General features: G+C 46.0%; 14 protein-coding genes. 13 read left to right on the plus strand and 1 reads right to left on the minus strand.

The genetic code is table 11. The features are described 5' to 3' along the window. Positions 1-38: 38 nt before the first annotated feature. The 9 genes from MJO52_RS17660 (at position 39) to MJO52_RS17700 (ending at position 11,478) form a co-directional block, all read left to right on the plus strand. The gene (locus tag MJO52_RS17660; protein ID WP_252083271.1) at positions 39-3,059 is read left to right on the plus strand and encodes a DUF2339 domain-containing protein; all 3,021 of its coding nucleotides are present in this window, start codon (positions 39-41) and stop codon (positions 3,057-3,059) included. 257 nt (positions 3,060-3,316) lie between these two features. Further along, on the plus strand, positions 3,317-3,853 hold the full coding sequence (locus MJO52_RS17665; protein ID WP_252083272.1) for a hypothetical protein: 537 nt from the start codon (positions 3,317-3,319) through the stop codon (positions 3,851-3,853). Between the two features lie 330 nt (positions 3,854-4,183). After that, on the plus strand, positions 4,184-5,068 hold the full coding sequence (locus MJO52_RS17670) for a hypothetical protein (RefSeq protein ID WP_252083273.1): 885 nt from the start codon (positions 4,184-4,186) through the stop codon (positions 5,066-5,068). 45 nt (positions 5,069-5,113) lie between these two features. Next, positions 5,114-6,376, plus strand: a complete 1,263-nt coding sequence (locus MJO52_RS17675) for a hypothetical protein (protein WP_252083274.1) — start codon at positions 5,114-5,116, stop codon at positions 6,374-6,376. 284 nt (positions 6,377-6,660) lie between these two features. Further along, positions 6,661-7,398 (plus strand): OmpW/AlkL family protein, encoded by a 738-nt coding sequence (locus MJO52_RS17680; RefSeq protein ID WP_252083275.1) that lies wholly within the window; start codon positions 6,661-6,663, stop codon positions 7,396-7,398. A gap of 165 nt (positions 7,399-7,563) precedes the next feature. Then, positions 7,564-7,995: a DoxX family protein gene (locus MJO52_RS17685; protein WP_252083276.1), complete on the plus strand. Its 432-nt coding sequence runs from the start codon at positions 7,564-7,566 to the stop codon at positions 7,993-7,995. Between the two features lie 78 nt (positions 7,996-8,073). Continuing rightward, on the plus strand, positions 8,074-9,045 hold the full coding sequence (locus MJO52_RS17690; RefSeq protein ID WP_252083277.1) for a glutathione S-transferase family protein: 972 nt from the start codon (positions 8,074-8,076) through the stop codon (positions 9,043-9,045). A 610-nt stretch (positions 9,046-9,655) separates the two neighbouring features. Next, positions 9,656-10,552 carry a LysR family transcriptional regulator gene (locus tag MJO52_RS17695; protein WP_252083278.1) on the plus strand — a complete coding sequence of 299 codons (897 nt, stop codon included), beginning with the start codon at positions 9,656-9,658 and terminating at the stop codon, positions 10,550-10,552. Positions 10,553-10,782: 230 nt separating this feature from the next. Beyond that, positions 10,783-11,478 carry a pirin family protein gene (locus tag MJO52_RS17700; protein WP_252083279.1) on the plus strand — a complete coding sequence of 232 codons (696 nt, stop codon included), beginning with the start codon at positions 10,783-10,785 and terminating at the stop codon, positions 11,476-11,478. Positions 11,479-11,503: 25 nt separating this feature from the next. On the opposite strand, the gene MJO52_RS17705 is transcribed toward MJO52_RS17700, so the two are convergent. Further along, a complete protein-coding gene (locus tag MJO52_RS17705; protein ID WP_252083280.1) occupies positions 11,504-12,646 on the minus strand; it encodes a flavohemoglobin expression-modulating QEGLA motif protein in 1,143 nt (380 codons plus the stop codon). 507 nt (positions 12,647-13,153) lie between these two features. Between MJO52_RS17705 and mbhE the strand changes: the two genes are divergently transcribed. The 4 genes from mbhE to MJO52_RS17725 are packed head-to-tail and all read left to right on the plus strand — an operon-like array spanning position 13,154 to position 17,748. Next, a complete protein-coding gene (gene mbhE, locus MJO52_RS17710; protein ID WP_252083281.1) occupies positions 13,154-15,439 on the plus strand; it encodes a hydrogen gas-evolving membrane-bound hydrogenase subunit E in 2,286 nt (761 codons plus the stop codon). Continuing rightward, positions 15,436-15,855, plus strand: a complete 420-nt coding sequence (locus MJO52_RS17715; protein ID WP_252083282.1) for a Na+/H+ antiporter subunit B — start codon at positions 15,436-15,438, stop codon at positions 15,853-15,855. The genes mbhE and MJO52_RS17715 overlap by 4 nt, the downstream gene beginning before the upstream one ends. Position 15,856: 1 nt before the next feature. Further along, entirely contained in the window at positions 15,857-16,231 is a 375-nt protein-coding gene (locus MJO52_RS17720) for a Na+/H+ antiporter subunit C (RefSeq protein ID WP_252083283.1), read from the plus strand. Then, the gene (locus tag MJO52_RS17725) at positions 16,228-17,748 is read left to right on the plus strand and encodes a Na+/H+ antiporter subunit D (protein ID WP_252083284.1); all 1,521 of its coding nucleotides are present in this window, start codon (positions 16,228-16,230) and stop codon (positions 17,746-17,748) included. Before MJO52_RS17720 ends, MJO52_RS17725 begins: the two co-directional genes overlap by 4 nt. The last annotated feature ends 1 nt before the right edge of the window (position 17,749 follow it).

Raw genomic sequence — 17,749 nt, forward strand, 5'->3', positions numbered from 1 at the left:
ACACGGGATAGTCTCGACCAAAACGATAAGAGCAAGTTATGGAAAGTGAACTGCTGTCGCTCCGGGCTGAACTAGCCCTTCTAGAACGTGACAACCGGCGTCGGCTGGAGACCTTCGAAAGGCGACTCTCCGCCCTTGAGGCACAACTCAAGCGAGGCAATACAGAAAACAAAGATGCCTTGTCAGAAAACACTACTGGGTTAGAGGATGATTTAGCCCTACTTATGGGCTCCCCCTCTGAGTCCCGGCAAACCATTGAGCCAACCCAGCCAGCAAACATACCCCTTACAACCGCGTCTGCTGAATCCAAATCAATTCCACAAGAAAACAGAAAAGTATCAGTAGTCACACCCTGGTTGCAGGAAGGGTTAGCTAGCCTAGTGGCACCAGCTCTGGAACCACTGAATCGCGTGTGGGAGCCCCTTGCAAACTTTTATCGCCATTACCAGCGCCAGGGTAAGGCCCCGGTATTCTTTATGACCGCTGCCGGCATACTGGCACTGGTCTTTGGCTTTGCTTACTTGCTGCAGTTCTCTTTCAATAACTATTTGGGCCCGGCTGGCAAGGTTGCCCTGGGCTTTGTTGTCGCGGCAGCCACAACTATTGGCGGTGTAACTTTCAGCCAGCGCATGCCACATATGGCCGACTACGGCTCTGGGCTGATAGCGCTCGGAGTGATTCTTCTCTACCTGTGTGGGTACTTTGCCGGGCCTTACTATCAGTTGCTGCCTGTTCCTGTTGGAGTCGGCCTGTTGGTGGCGACAACAGGGTTCTCTTACTTACTGGCCCTATTATTTGAGACACGAGTGGTGTCTATGGTGACCCTGCTGGGCGGTGCCACTATGCCCTTGGTGGCGAATCATTTTGATCCTTCCGCACTTGTTTATCTCAGCTATTTATTGGCTCTCGCCCTGGCGATGCTGCATTTGTCCAGGCAAATACGCTGGCCACAGCTTGCGATCGTAACCATGGTACTGAGCGCAGGCATGCTGGAGTTTTCCGTCTCAAATCTGGATGAGGCTACATCTACCTGGGGGCCATTACTAATACTACACGGTTTCTTTTATGGCTTTGCCCATTACGCCTTGCGGGGTCTAAACGCTGAATTAATAGAGTCCAGGGGGCTGGAACGGAAACGCCTGATTATTATTGCCGCAAACCTGGTACTGTTTATCCACATCAGCTGGTCGCTGGCACCCAACAGTAACGCACTGGGCATTGTGTGGCTGCTGAACCTTCTACCCTGGATGGCTCTGGCCATTTATTCACGCTGGCTGTTTGGTTACAGCGTCGCCAGTGTTTCCGCCCGTATTGTACAGAATATGGCTCTACTACACGGTGGATTACTGGCAGGCTTGGCAATCCTTGCTTTGTGCAGTCCCGCTTTATTGGGGATTGTCTGGTGCCTAGAGGGATTGTTGCTGATTTTTCTCGGTGCCCGTTTTGGTTTTCTCAGTGTAAGAAGCGAGGGTTACATCGCCCTATCTGCAGCTGGCGTTACCATGCTGTGGCAAGCTCTGACTTGGGTAGCTGGTGGCGTTGTTCCCGCACCAATGTTGCTGTCATTAAGCGCAGATACTGGTTGGGGTAACTGGTTGGCGCTCTGTGCGGCTGCCTTCGCATTAACCCGACTGTTGCAGCACTGCGCAGATCGGATTACTCCTAAAGAACACCATTTAACCTCTTTCGCGGATAACGCTTTTGTGGTGTTTTTATCCACAAGCTTTCTGCTATCTGTTGGCATCCTTTGGCCCCAGGGTATGTGGTTGCTTGCCTTGCTACCGATGGGCTTTTTAATCTGGCACGGCAAGCGCACTGGCTCAGCATTTAGTGAATGGTTTGGACTCAGCCATTACTTACTGCTGTTTATCCCACTACTGGCGAGTGCATCGATTGTGGGTAACTTGCATTTCTATGATCAAATACCTTATGGAAAGATCGCTAGTGTAGAGGCTTTCCTTAGCTTGTGGATGATTGCGGCTCTGTATAAACACCTGGATATGCAATCCACAGGCTTTTCTCTGGCACTCAATTTGCGCAAGCTGTTTTACGCCCTGTTACCGGCATTTTTCCTGCCGACGGTACTTTATAAAGCGGGAGACTACTTCCCTATCGCCGTTTGGCTATCTTGCGCTATCGCTCTAGCACTCTATACACACCTAAAGCTTGAGGTATTGAAACAGGAACTGAGAATCTTAATCGCAGGGGCAAGCTTTGTAGCAATAATCAGTTGTGCCCTGCAGGAGTTCGCCAACTGGCAAGGGTTTGCCTTGAGTGGGTTGCTGTTGGGGCTGGTATCAATGGCTGCACTGTTGTGGATCGGCCAGGGATTGCGGCGGAAGCCGGTCGGCCAGGATTGGCGGTTGGCCCTGCACCGGGCACTTAAGCCACTCTTTCCATTGGCCTTTTACTATCTTGCGGCAACGCTACTTATTATTAGCTACGCGCTAAGCCGTGACTTTGCACTGGCACTTTTACTATGCCAGCTGTACTTCGCCGGTCTGTATATTTTTAAACCCCAATTAGCGCCGCTGCGCAACCAGTTGACCCCGCTTTATATGCTAAGTCTGCGCCTGTTTGAGTTTATTACCTTGTTACAAGTTGCAGCAGTAATCGTCAATTCCAATAAAGCACCAATGATAGGAATTTATAATTTGGTGGCCTTTGGAGTTGCTTCGCTGCTGGTTTATCAGCGCAACTTCGCCAATAGAGCTGTATGGCCCGGCCGAAGGCTGTTTAATCTGTGGGGGCTGCACCTTACAGCTATTCCAGTTTATATTGCCCTATTGGCACAGATACTGGAAACCATGTGGCTGCCGGCAATATCATTTGCCTTAGTGGTACATGCAACACTGCTACTATTCCAAACCCTAAAACCTGATACCAAAAAGTTACTGAAGCTCTCACTTATGTTGTTCGGCATTGCTGCACTAAAAATTGTACTATGGGATATGCAGGACTTTTCCCTGATACAAAAGATTGTGGTCTGCATGCTGGTGGGGCTATGTATGCTGGGGGCGGCATTTCAGTATCAGAAATTCCTAACAGCAAGAAGCTAAATAAATTCTTATTTAGCTTCCTATCATTGTGGCGATCAGATAACCCATTATTTGATCGCCCAATAACATGTTAAACAGCCCGCCAATTTCAGATAGGATCACGATTTTGTAAAACTAAAAAACTGAGCGCCAAGCCCAATAGGCAGAGAACTTTAGCCTTTCCCACCCTAGACAAACAACTACTGATGTTATTATTACGACTTGCAAAATATCAACAAATCAACCAATGAATTAAACAGAATAAAAATTTTTGAACCATGAGAAAAGTATCAATCTCAAAGCCTACAAGAGAACATCTTGAAAAGATCCTATTAAATATTAGCTATATATATTTAACTTTATTTATCTATCAAGTGTACACCGAAGGCGACATTTTTGATCTCCAGCACTTATCCAACCTAGACATGCAAAATGCCAACACCATTTTCGCAACCAGCTTTCTTGCATTTTTATTTATTTCTTGTTCAGCCTGCATTATTTATCGCATACGGTACTTACTGACCGACAAACCTCTCATATCTGAACCGCAGAAAAAACACCTGTCCAAAATCAACTCAAATATTTGGTATAGCTATTTTTTCCTTTTTATTTTTCAACTATCTACTGAGGGTAATATTTTTGACGACCAGTATTTCTCCAGCTTGTTCAAACAAAGCGACGCCTTTATCCCAGCAGGTATTCTCATTGCACTCGGCATAATGATTTACTTCTTGGGGATCATTCACCATACCTGGCTTCTGCTAAAGCTATCCTTAATTCAGCACCAATCAAATTCAGTTGGTGAGCAGGGGTAAAGGTGCCTATTTTATTCACGAATAAAATAGGCACCTTTATTTGGCTTTATAAGTCAATTGAAATATTGGTTACACTTCGGAAGCGAACAGTCAAAAATGAAAGAACAAAAAGATAAACGGTACTCATCTACCAAATTTCACAGAAACTATTCCCCACCAGCGATACTTGATCCATAACCTGCCCGCGTACTGCACGAACGTACCCCAAAAAGGAACTCCCTCACAATGAAAATGTGAAGCAGTTTGCATTTTAAAATATATAGCCAGCACTATAATACGGCGGCCAAAATCCCGTAAGCGCTAGCGTTGTGGATAGGAACCACCAAGTCTATGTTTGAACGCCTCTTCGCCTCCAGAAAAAAGCCGTTTGTACCAAATCGAGACAAACTAGAAACACTGACTGCCAACTTGTCCGGCAACCGCCTTAGCATCTCACTGCCACCCAACAGTGTGCCCGATATTGATGAGGAATATTATGGCCCCCGTATTGATATCTATAACCGGGACGCTTATGACGATTTGAGCCGTGGAAAGTGGTACCAGGAAGGAAGAATGCCTGGGCAATCCATTATTAAGCGCAACTGGGGTTTTTATGGGCCTCCCTGGATTTCCAGAGAATATGGTTTTTTAACAATATCAATTAGGGTTTATCGGGTAGATGATCTACCTGAAAGTATGAGCTGCTTTAATCCAAGCCACCTTGAACAGGTGATTTTAAAGGATCTATATTTTCATTACGGCCCCCCTGAAATCGACATGATCCCCAAAGCAGCCCCTATCAAATGGCATTCAAAAAACATAAATGGCATAAACTGGCTGTACTGTGAGGCACATCCTAAATGTAGCGAACTAGAACTACGAGAGAATCCCTTTAGCGAAGCTGTGTACGACACGCAACTCTATGCTCCGATAGATGACCAATATTTCATTGATGTCAACTTCAGCGCATTAGGTTATGCCCCTGCCACTTATAGTATTGCCGCAATGGAAAATTTAATGACGAATACTTACTCAACGCTAAATTTAAAGTTGAGTCCGGCCATGCAAAAACGAAAAGAAGAAATTAAGCGACAATTCCCAGAAGCAAGATTTAGTCAGGCCCGCGATCCGGAACCCTGGGTTTACCATAAAATTCGCAAGGGTAATAGTAGAGTTGGCGAAGACTCTTTTGTTGTGGTCGAAAAAGGAACACCACCACCAAATTTTAATCCCTGATTAATTTATTTGCGATTTAGTTTAGAACTATGATAAGGAGATCTTATGCCAGCATTTCGTGCCGGTTGGACCAAAATAATTGAAATGGCTCCTATGGGGACAAAACAGGGCCGTGATGTTTATGTCAACAATGCCCATTACCCGATGTATGAAAAAGTAAAACAGGAAGCGCAAACTAATTACTATTCTGCCACCCTGCTACGAGCACTAATAAGCTTAAATGCCGATACTGGCAGTAGCCAGAGTGCCAATGGAGCTGGAACTATTCGCTATCTAGTACGCCATGGTATGGCCATTGAATACTTTATTGATAATGGCGATGTTCTGATCCATAAACTCCACTATGATGATTCTTTACAACCTAATACAGGAAGTCAAACAACAGGAGTTTACAAAGTTCGACATGATGGAAACGCCTGGAAAACAAATAGTATTCCCCTGGATAAGATGCAGCATAAACATAAATGGAATGGTGCGCACTATGCTGCAGTGAGCGGTAAATTCGGATCAAATAATTCAGCCGGCCGCATACTAATTAAGCATATTGAAAAAGCTTATGGCGGAACGGAGATACTTCCCAGAGATATTACCAAAGTTGACAACCATTACTCCCTCTATTGGATTAACAAAGGAGAGCACGGTGCATTGCCATCTGTCGATGGTCTGACCTCTCTGATACAACAGGCCGCTGATGCCCGTGAGTCAGTCAACTGGTTGGTACACGGTGAGGGTGCCAAAACCCTCCAGCGAGCGTTGGAAATCTTGCAGACTGCCCCCTCTTTAAGCCGTTTTGCGGCGAAGGATGAAGAAATCATGCGCGGATTGCGTATGAAAATGGCAGGTCAGAAGATCTTCCTTTCCAACCCAGTGGGCGCAAATCCCGATAAGATTGAAAAGCTTTGTAGTGTCGTTGGTCTTACCTATGTAAATAAAAATATCAATACACGAAATTTCAAAACAACTGGGGCATGGCGCAACTCCTGGGGAGAGATCAAAAAGATCGGAGCAACGGCTATGGCAATTGGTTTTGCGACAACGGTAAGTAAAAAGTCAGGTGTCTATTACCTTCAAAAACAGGGTGAACTAATGGGGGAGTCATTTGGCGCCGCTATGACTAATACTAGTTCTATTACTATCGCTACTGCGGGTGCGTCAGTTGCCGCCGTTTATGTTTTTGCTCAGTCCCAGTTCACCAAATGGAACGATCACTACCGAGCGATAAGAGCAACCGCAAGTAGTACCTTTGGTCGCGGCAATGAATATTGGTACGAGAGTGATAAAGATCTGCTAGAGCAGTTATCTGGCTAAGACTAGAACAATAATCACCCTACTATTTAGTAGGATAAATCTAGGATTTTATTGGTGCCCGCCTTGGCAGGCACCATTTATTGAAATTTAATAGATACTTCAGATATTTGATCTCATAAGTATCTATTCTTTAAATCACCTGTACAAAATCCCACCCACCCTATTAGATCTTAACTAGAAGTAGTCAATTCATCTACTTAAAAACATATCTAAATAAGTAATTTTTTAAAGTCTACACTCATTGAAAGCCCCCTTTCTCAGATGGACTTTCAGGGAAGTGAGAGATGATACGGCTCAGACTGGCATTAACACTCTTTGCCACCTTATTAACCAATAGCCAGGCAATAGCAGATTACCAAAAAGGAGACTTTATAGTTCGTGTTGGCGCCGCTGCAGTAGCTCCCAACGACGATTCCGACAATCTGCGCCTAAATGGCACCATACTGCCTGATACACGAGTTTACGTGGATACTGGTTACTCCGTGAGCTTTACAGGCACCTGGTTATTCGCCAATCACTGGGGGCTGGAGCTTTTGGCTGCACTGCCATTCAAGCACGACCTTAAGGTGAGTGGCCTGCCAGACCCGAATACCGGGGAACCTCTGGGCAGGGTTCGCCTGGGGGATATCAAACACCTACCTCCTACCCTCATGTTGCAGTGGTACCCGGTATGTACAGAATCCTGGGTGCAGCCATACATTGGTGTTGGAGTAAATTACACCCATTTTTTCAGCGAGCATATCAACCGTGTAGCCCAGAACTACTTTGAGACAGTTCTCGGAGCTGAATCACGGGCAAGACTCAAGCTGGACAACTCCTGGGGACTTGCCGGGGAGGTTGGTATAGATGTCGCCTTTGGCAGGGAGAGCCGCTGGTTGTTTAACGCGGCTATTTGGTATCTGGATATTGATACCAAGGCAAAGATCCATTTTCACTCTGGAGCTGATGATAGCTCTCACATTCGGGTGAATGTGGATATAGACCCATTTGTTTACTCCCTGGGTATCGGCTACCACTTCTGAGGTGTTCAGTACATCACAGCCCCTTTTTTCTATTTATTAGAATGAATAAGCCTATTTATACCAATTTTCATTCTATTAAATATCACTAAACTGCTCCTTAAAGACATCGACTACTTAGCCAAAACCCAGTGTTATCCACTTATTCACATTTTGAGGAGCATCCCTATGACCACTTCTACTTTATCCACAGTCCAGACAAGTACAAACTCGAATCTGTTTGCAGACATCGCCGACCTCAGTGGGCGTATCGGCCTGGCAGCAATCTTTATACTAGCGGGAGTGAATAAGCTTCAGAACTATGAGGGCAGCGCCCAGTACTTGGCTATGGGCGGCCTGCCAGAATTCCTTCTGCCACTGGTAATCTTATTTGAGATTGGCGGAGCCCTGGCATTGATCGTCGGCTTCCATGTTCGCCTTACCGCCCTGGCATTTGCGGCATTCAGCCTGCTAACCGCGGCCTTGTATCACCATAACTTAGCCGATCAGATGCAATTTTTGATGTTCTTTAAAAACATGGCCATGGCTGGCGGCTTCCTGGTACTGGCCGCTCATGGCGCCGGGCGCTTAAGCATCGATAAGCGTAAAAATACCATTTGATAATTTAGCCAACATACTTTTATCTCGCCCTGGCTACCTCAGGGCCGATTATCACAAACACTGATTCAGGAGAGAAACATGGGACTATTAGTCAACGGCCAATGGAAAGACCAGTGGTATGACACCAAAGATTCCAGCGGATCGTTTAAGCGAGAAGCTGCTCAACTGCGCAATTGGATTACCCGTGATGGCAGCGCAGGCCCCAGTGGTAGAGGTGGCTTTAAGGCGGAATCCGGGCGTTACCATTTATATGTATCTCTGGCTTGCCCCTGGGCTCATCGAACCTTAATTTTCCGCAAGTTAAAAAAACTGGAGGAGCACATCAGTGTTTCTGTAGTCAGTCCGGATATGCTTGAACATGGTTGGAGTTTTAATACCGATGAGGGCAGCAGTGGTGATTCGCTATTTGGCTATCAGTTCTTGCATCAGTTATATACACGTAATAAAGCTGATTACACTGGTCGCGTTACTGTGCCAGTACTTTGGGATAAGCTGCAAAATTGTATTGTCAGCAATGAATCTTCAGAAATTATCCGTATGTTTAATCAAGCATTTAATGAAATTAGCGGGGATACGCAGAACTTTTCCCCTGAGGAAAAACAAACAGAAATTGATACCATCAATGAACTAGTATACGAAAATATCAACAACGGCGTATACCGAAGCGGTTTTGCCACCACTCAGGAAGCTTATAAAGAAGCCTATACAAATTTATTTGATGCCCTGGATCGGGTAGAGAATATTTTAGGTCAAAAGCGCTATCTAGTAGGAGAGAAAATCACTGAGGCCGACTGGCGGTTATTTACTACCCTAATACGCTTTGATTCCGTCTATCACGGACACTTCAAGTGTAATCGTCAACGCCTTGAGGATTACCCCAACCTCAGCAATTATGTACGCGAACTATACCAGTGGCCCGGAGTTGCAGAGACCGTGAACTTTCACCATATCAAGCGGCATTACTACTTTAGTCACACAATGATCAATCCAACTCAGATAGTTCCAGTGGGACCGGATATCGATTACACCAACCCTCACAATCGGGGTTAAGCCTAGCCCAAAAAGCCGTTACTGCACACTTATCCACATATCCTTACAGTGGCCGCAACGCGGCCTCCTTTTTACTTTGGGGTCTTAAAGCGTAAGTCTGTTTGCAGATAAACCACGTCACAATAGTTTACAACTCACAGAGTTAATTACTGAGCAAGCTAATTTCGAGATTTTCCATGTACGGAATACAAAGATTAATATGCCAGAGAATATAAGACGTTGAGATTTAGCCAAGACCATTACGGTAAAGCAACAAACTTTTTCAATATCAATAGCAGAGTATTCAACTTTTCTCTATATCTGTTTCAGAAGTGACACGAGCAATACCATACTCGAATCAGAGCTTATCTTGCTTCTCATCCGGCTTACTTTTATGCATTCAAAAACAAAACCGCTGATTCACTCATTATCTCCTTCCTGGAACAACAAGTGTAAAAATACAATACAAGGAGATACCGATTTTTTTTCTCTTTCATAGCGCCTTACCAAGCCGGAGAAATAATTACTTTAAAATCTTCACAGGAGTACCGCCTATAATTTTCACTATCATTCTGTGTAGTCAAGGAATAAAGTAGCCTTTCTGAAATGGCTCTCAGGAGAGGGAAAACTCATGCAAAAGACCACCCTTGAGCAATGGCGGATGTTCAAGGCCGTTGTAGATGCTGGCGGTTTTAATCAGGCAGCCTCGGTGGTTCACAAGAGCCAATCCAGTATTCACCATGCGGTAACGAACTTGGAAGCCGCACTCGGTGTTAAGCTGTTTGAAGTATCGGGGCGTAAGGTAGTACTTACTGAAGCTGGTCGATTAATGCTGCGTCGTGGCAAGTTCCTACTGGAAGAGGTATCTCGTATTGAGGCTATTGCCGATAGCCTGAGTGAAGGGGTGGAATCGGAGTTACGCATTGCGGTGGATGGAGCCTTTCCACAGAAGGTAGTCTTCCAGGCTTTAGAGAAAGTATCTGGAATCTACCCTCAGGTCAATATTGATATTGTGGATACTGTTTTATCCGGTACCAACGAATTAATTCAGGAAGGACTCGTAGACCTGGGCCTTTCGGCCTTTACCATGGATGACAGCCTCAACGATGAAATCTGCCGTATCAAATTTGTGGCCGTGGCTCACAATGCACATCCACTACTCCAGTTTGACCGTGAGTTGACATTTGAAGATCTAAAATCCTATCGGCAGATTATTGTGCGGGATTCGGCGATTCAAACAAACCGGGATTCCGGCTGGCTGGGAGCAGAGCAACGCTGGAAAGTAGGTAGTTTGCGTGCATCTCTGGATTTAATCACCCAGGGCATGGGGTTTGCCTGGCTGCCTATGCCACTGGTGGCTGACTCACTCAATGATGGGACTCTGAAGCTGCTTCGCTTAAAAAAAGGTGGGACACGTTCCACCAGTTTTTATATAAACTTCAAAGACCAGGATAAGCTTGGACCTGTGGCTCGGGAATTTATTGGAGAACTGCGCCTACTAACCCTGGAGATGCCAGCCTCTGAGTAATAGTGCTTATTCTTCATTTTTTCCTGCTTCCTTTCTTCTCCATAGATCCATATTTCTTTATCGCTTTCTCTTTTTTAGCATGGGAAGATGGGATAGACGAATGTTAAGTTGGAGGCCATTCATTCGATTAAGGCGAATTACTTGTCCGTTTTTATCCAATATTTGTTTTCGTAACCATTATCTATCATAGCCCTATCATCACAACCAATCTTATTAATAGGGATCAGGCTATGTATTATTACAGACCCTCACAAGCACGTGGTAGAGCCCGTTTTGGCTGGCTAGATAGTAGACATAGCTTTTCTTTTGGGCATTATTACGACCCTAATCATATGGGGTTTTCTGTACTGCGTGTTATCAATGATGATACTGTTATACCTGGTGCAGGATTTGATACTCATGGCCATCGGGATATGGAGATTATATCCTACATTTTGCAGGGTGCGATTGAACATAGAGACAGTGAGGGTAATCGTTTGGTCGTATCAGCTGGAGAGATTCAGAGGATGAGTGCGGGAACTGGCATCACTCACTCGGAATACAACCACTCACAAACGGAGCAGCTTAAATTTTTGCAAATCTGGATTGAACCGAATCGCCAAGGCATAAAACCCAGTTACGAGCAACAATCAATCCCACAACGGGATAAGCTGACTGCGCTTATCACCCCCGATGGAAGCGGAAACACACTCTCCATACATCAGGATACCAGTCTATACCGTTTGCAATTAAATACCGGAGAAAGCATTACAATACAAACCCATGAGCGGCCCGGCTACTTACATGTCATTAAAGGTGAGGCCAGTGTAAATGATAAATCTATACTGGCCTCAGGGGACGGCCTGGGTTTATTCAAGAAACAAGTACAACTGAAAGCGATAAAGAATAGCATCACGGCCCTGTGGTTTGACCTACCAGCCAACTGAATTTAAGTAAGACTCTCTAAAAAAATTATTTAATCGCATGGGCAATAAACCGTTTAACGGGATCAATAGACTGCGGTTCTTTTATCGCAGGGCTGATAAAATGTGGTGCATGCAGATAGCCTTTATCAATCAACCGAGAAATAAGAGGCAGATATTCCACTGATACCTTGCCGGTCATAAGGTTATTAAAATCCTTACAGTTTTCCAGGGCATTTAACATCTGTTGAAAACCTTGTAGATAAAGATAATCCTTGGTGAAGCCGCCACCTCGATAGACTCTGGTAGTAATCGTAAAGGCCAGATTTTCCTCCACCTGATATTTTTCTTTGAGCAGGATAAAAGTACGTTTAAAATCCCTCTCTTGTAACATGGATTGCACCGCAACCACCCGCAAGGCCAATACTTTTAGTCTTGGCAGAGTGAGGTATCCAGCCAGGAACTCACACAGAATTGCCAAGCCTTCCTGAGTAGTTGTATTGACCGGGCAACCCAACTCTAGAATTTTTAGCGTCTGGCTACGGGCGTTAAGAGTGGTGACCAGGTGAACCCCCAGCTCGTGGTGAGCCAACGCAGAGACCTCAGTCTCCGAAATATTGGCATGGGAGTTGATTTTAATCGTACTACCAGCCACCAAAGCATTGGCAATCATATGATCGTCGATGTGAATATCGTAGCTATAGCCCTGTCTATTAGCGAAGTCACTGAGATACTGCATCATCTCATTAGCATTCAGAAACCGATCATCACTAGATTCCAAATCATCAGGCAAGTGCAGAATAAAATTGGCATTATTTACATCCTTATCTGTGGGCTCTCCAAAGTAACGCAAGGAGTTATAAACAAAATCATCCGTTCCCACAGAGTGAAACTGATCCAATTTATCGACATAAGATTCGATGATATCGCTATATAGCTGAGTCAAATCCCCATCTGGCAGGGATTCTACTGGAAGGGCATAAAGCAGCCGTTTGCGCTGAAATATGTCCATTTTTTGTTCACGGTATACAAACTGAGGATTAATGGAAAACTTCTTCGAGAAAAAATCTTCTTTCATCGCCCGAAAATTTCTTGGCTCAATTGCCGCAAGAATTTCCACCCCACGCACCAACTCGAATAAATCTTGATCTAGGATCTTTAGCTCAGGATGTTTGTTAAGTGACCGATTCATAGTTGCATCCTTTAAGCATATTATTTATGAAATTAGTGAAATTCTTATCTTGCTCAACTACCCAGGGAACCTCTAAATAGCAGGTATTCCACCATCAAATTATTACCCTACTTCTATTTATGCAATATGGCGCAAAGTCATATCCTAAGAAGAGCACCTGACTCTAAGTAAGATAAATTTCTTAGTCGAATAAACCGGCACTCATCGAGACATTCAACTTGAGCCCCTAAATACCTCAGATTCAGTAATTGACGGATATCCTCTACAGGCTTTTAAACAACTCTAATAAGAATTATTTCCAACTATCTGATTGAAAATTACTTTCTAAAAGGCTCATCTGAAAAGCATATATAGAAGCAGCTAGTCGCAATTTCCATTCAACTCGATACGTGCCAATTGGAAAGCATCCCAATCAACAGAAACATAATAATCTCGATACTAAGATTCCGCGCCAGCTCTATTGCCAATTCCCTCCTAAAATAGATCGAGGCAATCGGGGATGTATTGATGGGCGCAGTGGGCGACACGGAAGGTCGCAAAATCGATCAGGCTACGCCAGGGAGATGGATATCCCTACTCTCACCTGTGCTTCCGACTATTTTCACCATTATCTTAATGGTGCATATGCCGGATATTTCAGCCGGTAAGGAATTCTCCTTTGGCGTTACCTGGGTTGAAGCACTGGGAATTGACTTGCGTTTTTATATCGATGGCCTGAGTTTCCTTTTTGCCCTGTTAATTAGTGGCATTGGAATTTTTGTTACCATCTATGCTGCCGCTTATATGCGCGGCGACATTGATTTGCGCCGATTTTACTTTTACCTCTACCTTTTTATGGTGGGGATGCTGGGTTTGGTTCTGGCGGGAGACTTAATTACCCTATTTGTTTTTTGGGAAATAACAACCATTTCCAGCTATCTACTAATCAGCTATAACAACACCAGCGCCATTGCACGTCGCTCTGCTTTACAAGCCTTGCTGGTCACCACACTAGGTGGGTTGTGCCTACTCGTTGGGTTACTACTACTCGCCTCTCTGGCAGAGAGTTTCGATTTAGTCCAGGTATTGGCTACCGGTGAAACTGTACGAGCAAGCCCTCTTTATTTACCGATCTTAATACTGATATTAATAGGCGCCTTTTGTAAGTCTGCACAGCTACCCTTTCATTTCTGGCTGCCCAATGCTATGGCCGCCCCTACTCCAGTAAGTGCCTATCTTCACTCAGCCACCATGGTAAAAGCTGGTATTTACTTGCTCGCGCGTATGCATCCAGTGTTAGCACATACCGAGTATTGGGAATGGATTTTGACTTGTACGGGTGCCGCTACGGCAGCGGTTGCGGCCTTGGCGGCGCTGCGACAAACCGATCTGAAGTTGGCCCTGGCGTATACCACCCTGATTGCGCTAGGTACCCTGACCATGTTCCTGGGCTCAGATGCCTCGGCTGCTGTGGCCGCTGCCATTACCTTTCTTATCGTGCACTCTTTTTACAAAGCGGCACTGTTTATGGTGGTGGGCATTATCGACAAACAGGCCGGCACACGCAATCTCAACAAACTGGGCGGACTCGGCCACTCAATGCATATTACTGTGATTGCGGCTTCAGCGGCGGCTCTCTCCATGGCCGGGTTCCCACCTTTTTTAGGCTTTATCGGTAAAGAGCTTAAATATGAAGGCGCTTTAGCAGTGGCCTCAGAACCGGCGCTGGTTGCTACAGTGGCGGTTTTTGTCAATGCCGTCACGGTAACCGTAGCGGGTATGGTGGCGATCAAACCGTTCTGGAAAAAAAAGCCGCGACATATATCCAATGTTCAAGAAGCACCACTGGGCATGTGGATTAGCCCGTTAATTTTAAGTGGCTTGGGCCTTACTTTCGGTATGGCACCAGATCTTGTTGGTGGCGGCTTGGTAGAACCGGCACTGAGCGCAATTCTGGGAATCCCAGAGACCATCAAACTTAAGTTATGGCACGGCATTAATATTCCCCTGCTGATGAGTATTCTCACTTTTGTTTTAGGAGTCACCATGTATCTAGGCTTACGGCGCATGCGTGCTTGGTTGGCCTGGGATTTCAAACATGCGCCCACCAATGCCGATCAGTTGTGGGATAAATCTCTGGATTTACTCAAAGCCTTTGCCGCACTACAAACCCGTATACTACAAAACGGTATTATGCGGCGTTACCTAACAGTAATTTTTGTCACTGTATCCCTGGCCCTCGCTTATGCCCTGATACGCAGTGGACAATTTCCTATGGAATACGCTTGGCCACGCCTCAACCTAAAGGAATGGGCCGCCCTGCTATTGACCGTGGGAGGGGCCTATATGGCGGGCTCGGCGCGCAAGCCACTTATTGCCATCTGTGCCCTGGGAGCCCTAGGAGTGGGAATTGCCCTGATCTACTTATTTCTTGGCGCACCGGATGTCGCGATTACCCAACTACTAGTAGAAACCCTTTACCTGGTATTGGTTGCGGCAATCCTGCCGCGCCTACCGGTATTTAATCCCGGTCGCAAGGTATTGTTCCGCCCACGAGATGCCACCCTCGGCGCGGTTTTAGGTCTACTGGTCACCTTCAGCTTACTTGCGGTACTACAGACACCTCTGGAGAGCCCAACCACCGAGTTTTTTGAAAAAGCATCGGTTCCGGAAGCCCATGGCCGCAATATCGTCAACGTCATTTTGGTGGACTTTCGAGCACTGGACACATTTGGAGAAATTATTGTGGTCTTCACTGCGGCTGTGGCTGCAGTCACCCTACTCGGTCATCAATTGCGGCGAGGTAAGCAATGAATTCACTGATACTTCAAACCGCAACCCGAGTACTGGTAGCTCTGATTCTATTGTTCTCTATCTATATGTTACTGCGTGGGCACAACTATCCAGGAGGAGGATTTATTGCTGGCTTGATCGCCGCCTCCGCATTTGCCTTATTTGCCATCGCTTGGGGTATGGAGTCCGCACAGAGTGCCCTAAAGATTCCCCCTAGCACTTTGGCTGCGAGCGGTGTACTCATCGCCGCAGTTTCCGGAATGCTGGGCCTTTTTTCTGGTGAAGCGCCATTCTCAGGACAGTGGCTGCAGATTACCGGTGGTAAAAATACTGGCGGAATCACTATTAGCAATGTACTGATTTTTGATATCGGGGTTTATTTCGCAGTGCTCGGCGCTGTGTTGACCCTGATTTTTGCCCTGGAGGAGTCCAACTAAGATGGAAGGTCCACTCGCTCTCGTTGTTGGCATTCTGATCGCTACCGGTGTCTACCTGATGTTGGCCAGAAATTTACTACATTATCTTTTTGGGCTGATACTCATTAGTAATGCCGCCAACTTGGCAATATTTGTCGCAGGGCGCGTCACTCGCGCCGCCCCTCCCTTAATTCCAAAAGGCATGGAAGTTGCTCCTGGGCCAATTTCCAACCCCTTGCCTCAGGCATTAATCCTTACCGCCATTGTGATTGGCTTTGGCCTACTGGCCTTTGCTCTGGCCCTGATTGCTCAGGCCTATAAAGTACTCGGCACCCTGGATGTGGATTCGATGCGTATTGCCGAGCCGGTTTTGCCCAAGAGGGATAAATCCCCTTGAGCTGGTTACTGGCCCTACCCTTTTTAGTACCAATCCTTACCGCACTCGCCACTTTTCCGGCGCGAGGACGAAAGCGCCTGTGTGGTGCTATTTCTGTCTTTGGCTGCACACTTCTACTCGGTGTGACCTTTATCATTCTGTACTTGGTGGAAACAGGCGGCACCCGTGCGGCACAGATGGGAGATTGGGCTGCGCCATTCGGTATCACCTTAGTCGCAGATCGGCTGAGCGCCATTATGCTACTAATTAGCGGTATCGTTGGACTCTGTGTATCGGTCTTTTCCCTTTCCGATATCAGGAAATACCGGGTTAAACTGGGCTTTCATAGTTTCTTCCAATTATTACTGGCCGGAGTTTGCGGTAGTTTTATTACTGGAGATTTATTTAATCTGTATGTCTGGTTTGAGGTAATGCTAATTGCCTCTTTCGCATTGCTGGTGCTTGGTGGAGATCGTATTCAACTGGATGGCGGAATTAAATATGTAGCACTTAACCTAGTTTCCACATTGCTAATGCTGACCTCTATCGGTATGACCTATGGGCTGACAGGCACTTTGAACATGGCCCAGCTGCATGTCTCTTTAGCCACTGTGGATAACCCCACTGCTGTTTCTGCTCTGGCGGTGTTATTTATCTGTGCCTTTGGTATTAAGGCTGCCATTTTTCCATTATTTTTTTGGCTGCCCGCCTCTTATCATGCACCACCTGTCACAGTGACCGCAGTTTTTGCCGGCCTGCTTACAAAGGTAGGGGTTTACGCTTTAATCCGTACCTTCACTCTGATTTTTCCCAGTGAGCTGGAGTTCCCCCACACTATTTTGCTGGGTACTGCATTATTGACCATGCTCACCGGCGTATTGGGCGCAGCTGCACATTATGAATTTCGTAAAATTCTCGCATTCCATATCATCAGCCAGATTGGCTTCTTGGTACTAGGCTTGGCGCTCGATACACCACTGGCATTGGCCGGAGCGATCTTTTATACCATTCATAATATCGTCGCCAAAACCAATTTATTTCTTATCAGTGGTACAGCCAAACGCCTGACAGGCAGTTACGAATTAAGCCAGATTGGAGGCCTCTATCGGGCCAGTCCACTGCTTTCTGTTTTTTTCTTTATAGCCGCCTTCAGCCTGGCCGGTTTTCCACCGTTGTCAGGTTTCTGGGCCAAACTATTGCTATTGAAGGCAAGCCTAGATCTGGACGCTTACTGGGTTGTGGCCGTAGCCTTAATTACCGGGGCCCTGACCCTGTTTTCCATGAGCAAAATTTGGGCGGAAGCTTTTTTAAAGGATCACCCGAAGGACTATTGTCAGAGTTTAAAGAATATTCCCCAGCAGGAGCGCTACCAGCGCCTGCTGCCGGTGGCATTACTGGCCCTGATCACTCTAGTGCTCGGGCTGGCACCGGGCCCTTTTATCGAGTACTCACTGGCCGCGGCAGGGGAATTGTTGAATCCAAGTGATTACATTGAGGCGGTACTGGAAATGGAAACCCAATACGCGGGGAACCACTAAT

It is taken from the genome of Microbulbifer variabilis, assembly GCF_023716485.1.
Classification (GTDB): Bacteria; Pseudomonadota; Gammaproteobacteria; order Pseudomonadales; family Cellvibrionaceae; genus Microbulbifer; species Microbulbifer variabilis_B.

Bases quoted from the DNA above. Each gene is read 5' to 3' on its own strand.
- MJO52_RS17705 (WP_252083280.1), bottom strand. From the start codon at position 12,646: ATGAATCGGTCACTTAACAAACATCCTGAGCTAAAGATCCTAGATCAA.
- MJO52_RS17700 (WP_252083279.1), top strand. From the start codon at position 10,783: ATGTATTATTACAGACCCTCACAAGCACGTGGTAGAGCCCGTTTTGGC.
- MJO52_RS17685 (WP_252083276.1), top strand. From the start codon at position 7,564: ATGACCACTTCTACTTTATCCACAGTCCAGACAAGTACAAACTCGAAT.
- MJO52_RS17690 (WP_252083277.1), top strand. From the start codon at position 8,074: ATGGGACTATTAGTCAACGGCCAATGGAAAGACCAGTGGTATGACACC.
- MJO52_RS17695 (WP_252083278.1), top strand. From the start codon at position 9,656: ATGCAAAAGACCACCCTTGAGCAATGGCGGATGTTCAAGGCCGTTGTA.
- MJO52_RS17675 (WP_252083274.1), top strand. From the start codon at position 5,114: ATGCCAGCATTTCGTGCCGGTTGGACCAAAATAATTGAAATGGCTCCT.
- MJO52_RS17715 (WP_252083282.1), top strand. From the start codon at position 15,436: ATGAATTCACTGATACTTCAAACCGCAACCCGAGTACTGGTAGCTCTG.
- MJO52_RS17680 (WP_252083275.1), top strand. From the start codon at position 6,661: ATGATACGGCTCAGACTGGCATTAACACTCTTTGCCACCTTATTAACC.
- MJO52_RS17660 (WP_252083271.1), top strand. From the start codon at position 39: ATGGAAAGTGAACTGCTGTCGCTCCGGGCTGAACTAGCCCTTCTAGAA.
- MJO52_RS17670 (WP_252083273.1), top strand. From the start codon at position 4,184: ATGTTTGAACGCCTCTTCGCCTCCAGAAAAAAGCCGTTTGTACCAAAT.
- mbhE (WP_252083281.1), top strand. From the start codon at position 13,154: ATGGGCGCAGTGGGCGACACGGAAGGTCGCAAAATCGATCAGGCTACG.
- MJO52_RS17665 (WP_252083272.1), top strand. From the start codon at position 3,317: ATGAGAAAAGTATCAATCTCAAAGCCTACAAGAGAACATCTTGAAAAG.
- MJO52_RS17720 (WP_252083283.1), top strand. From the start codon at position 15,857: ATGGAAGGTCCACTCGCTCTCGTTGTTGGCATTCTGATCGCTACCGGT.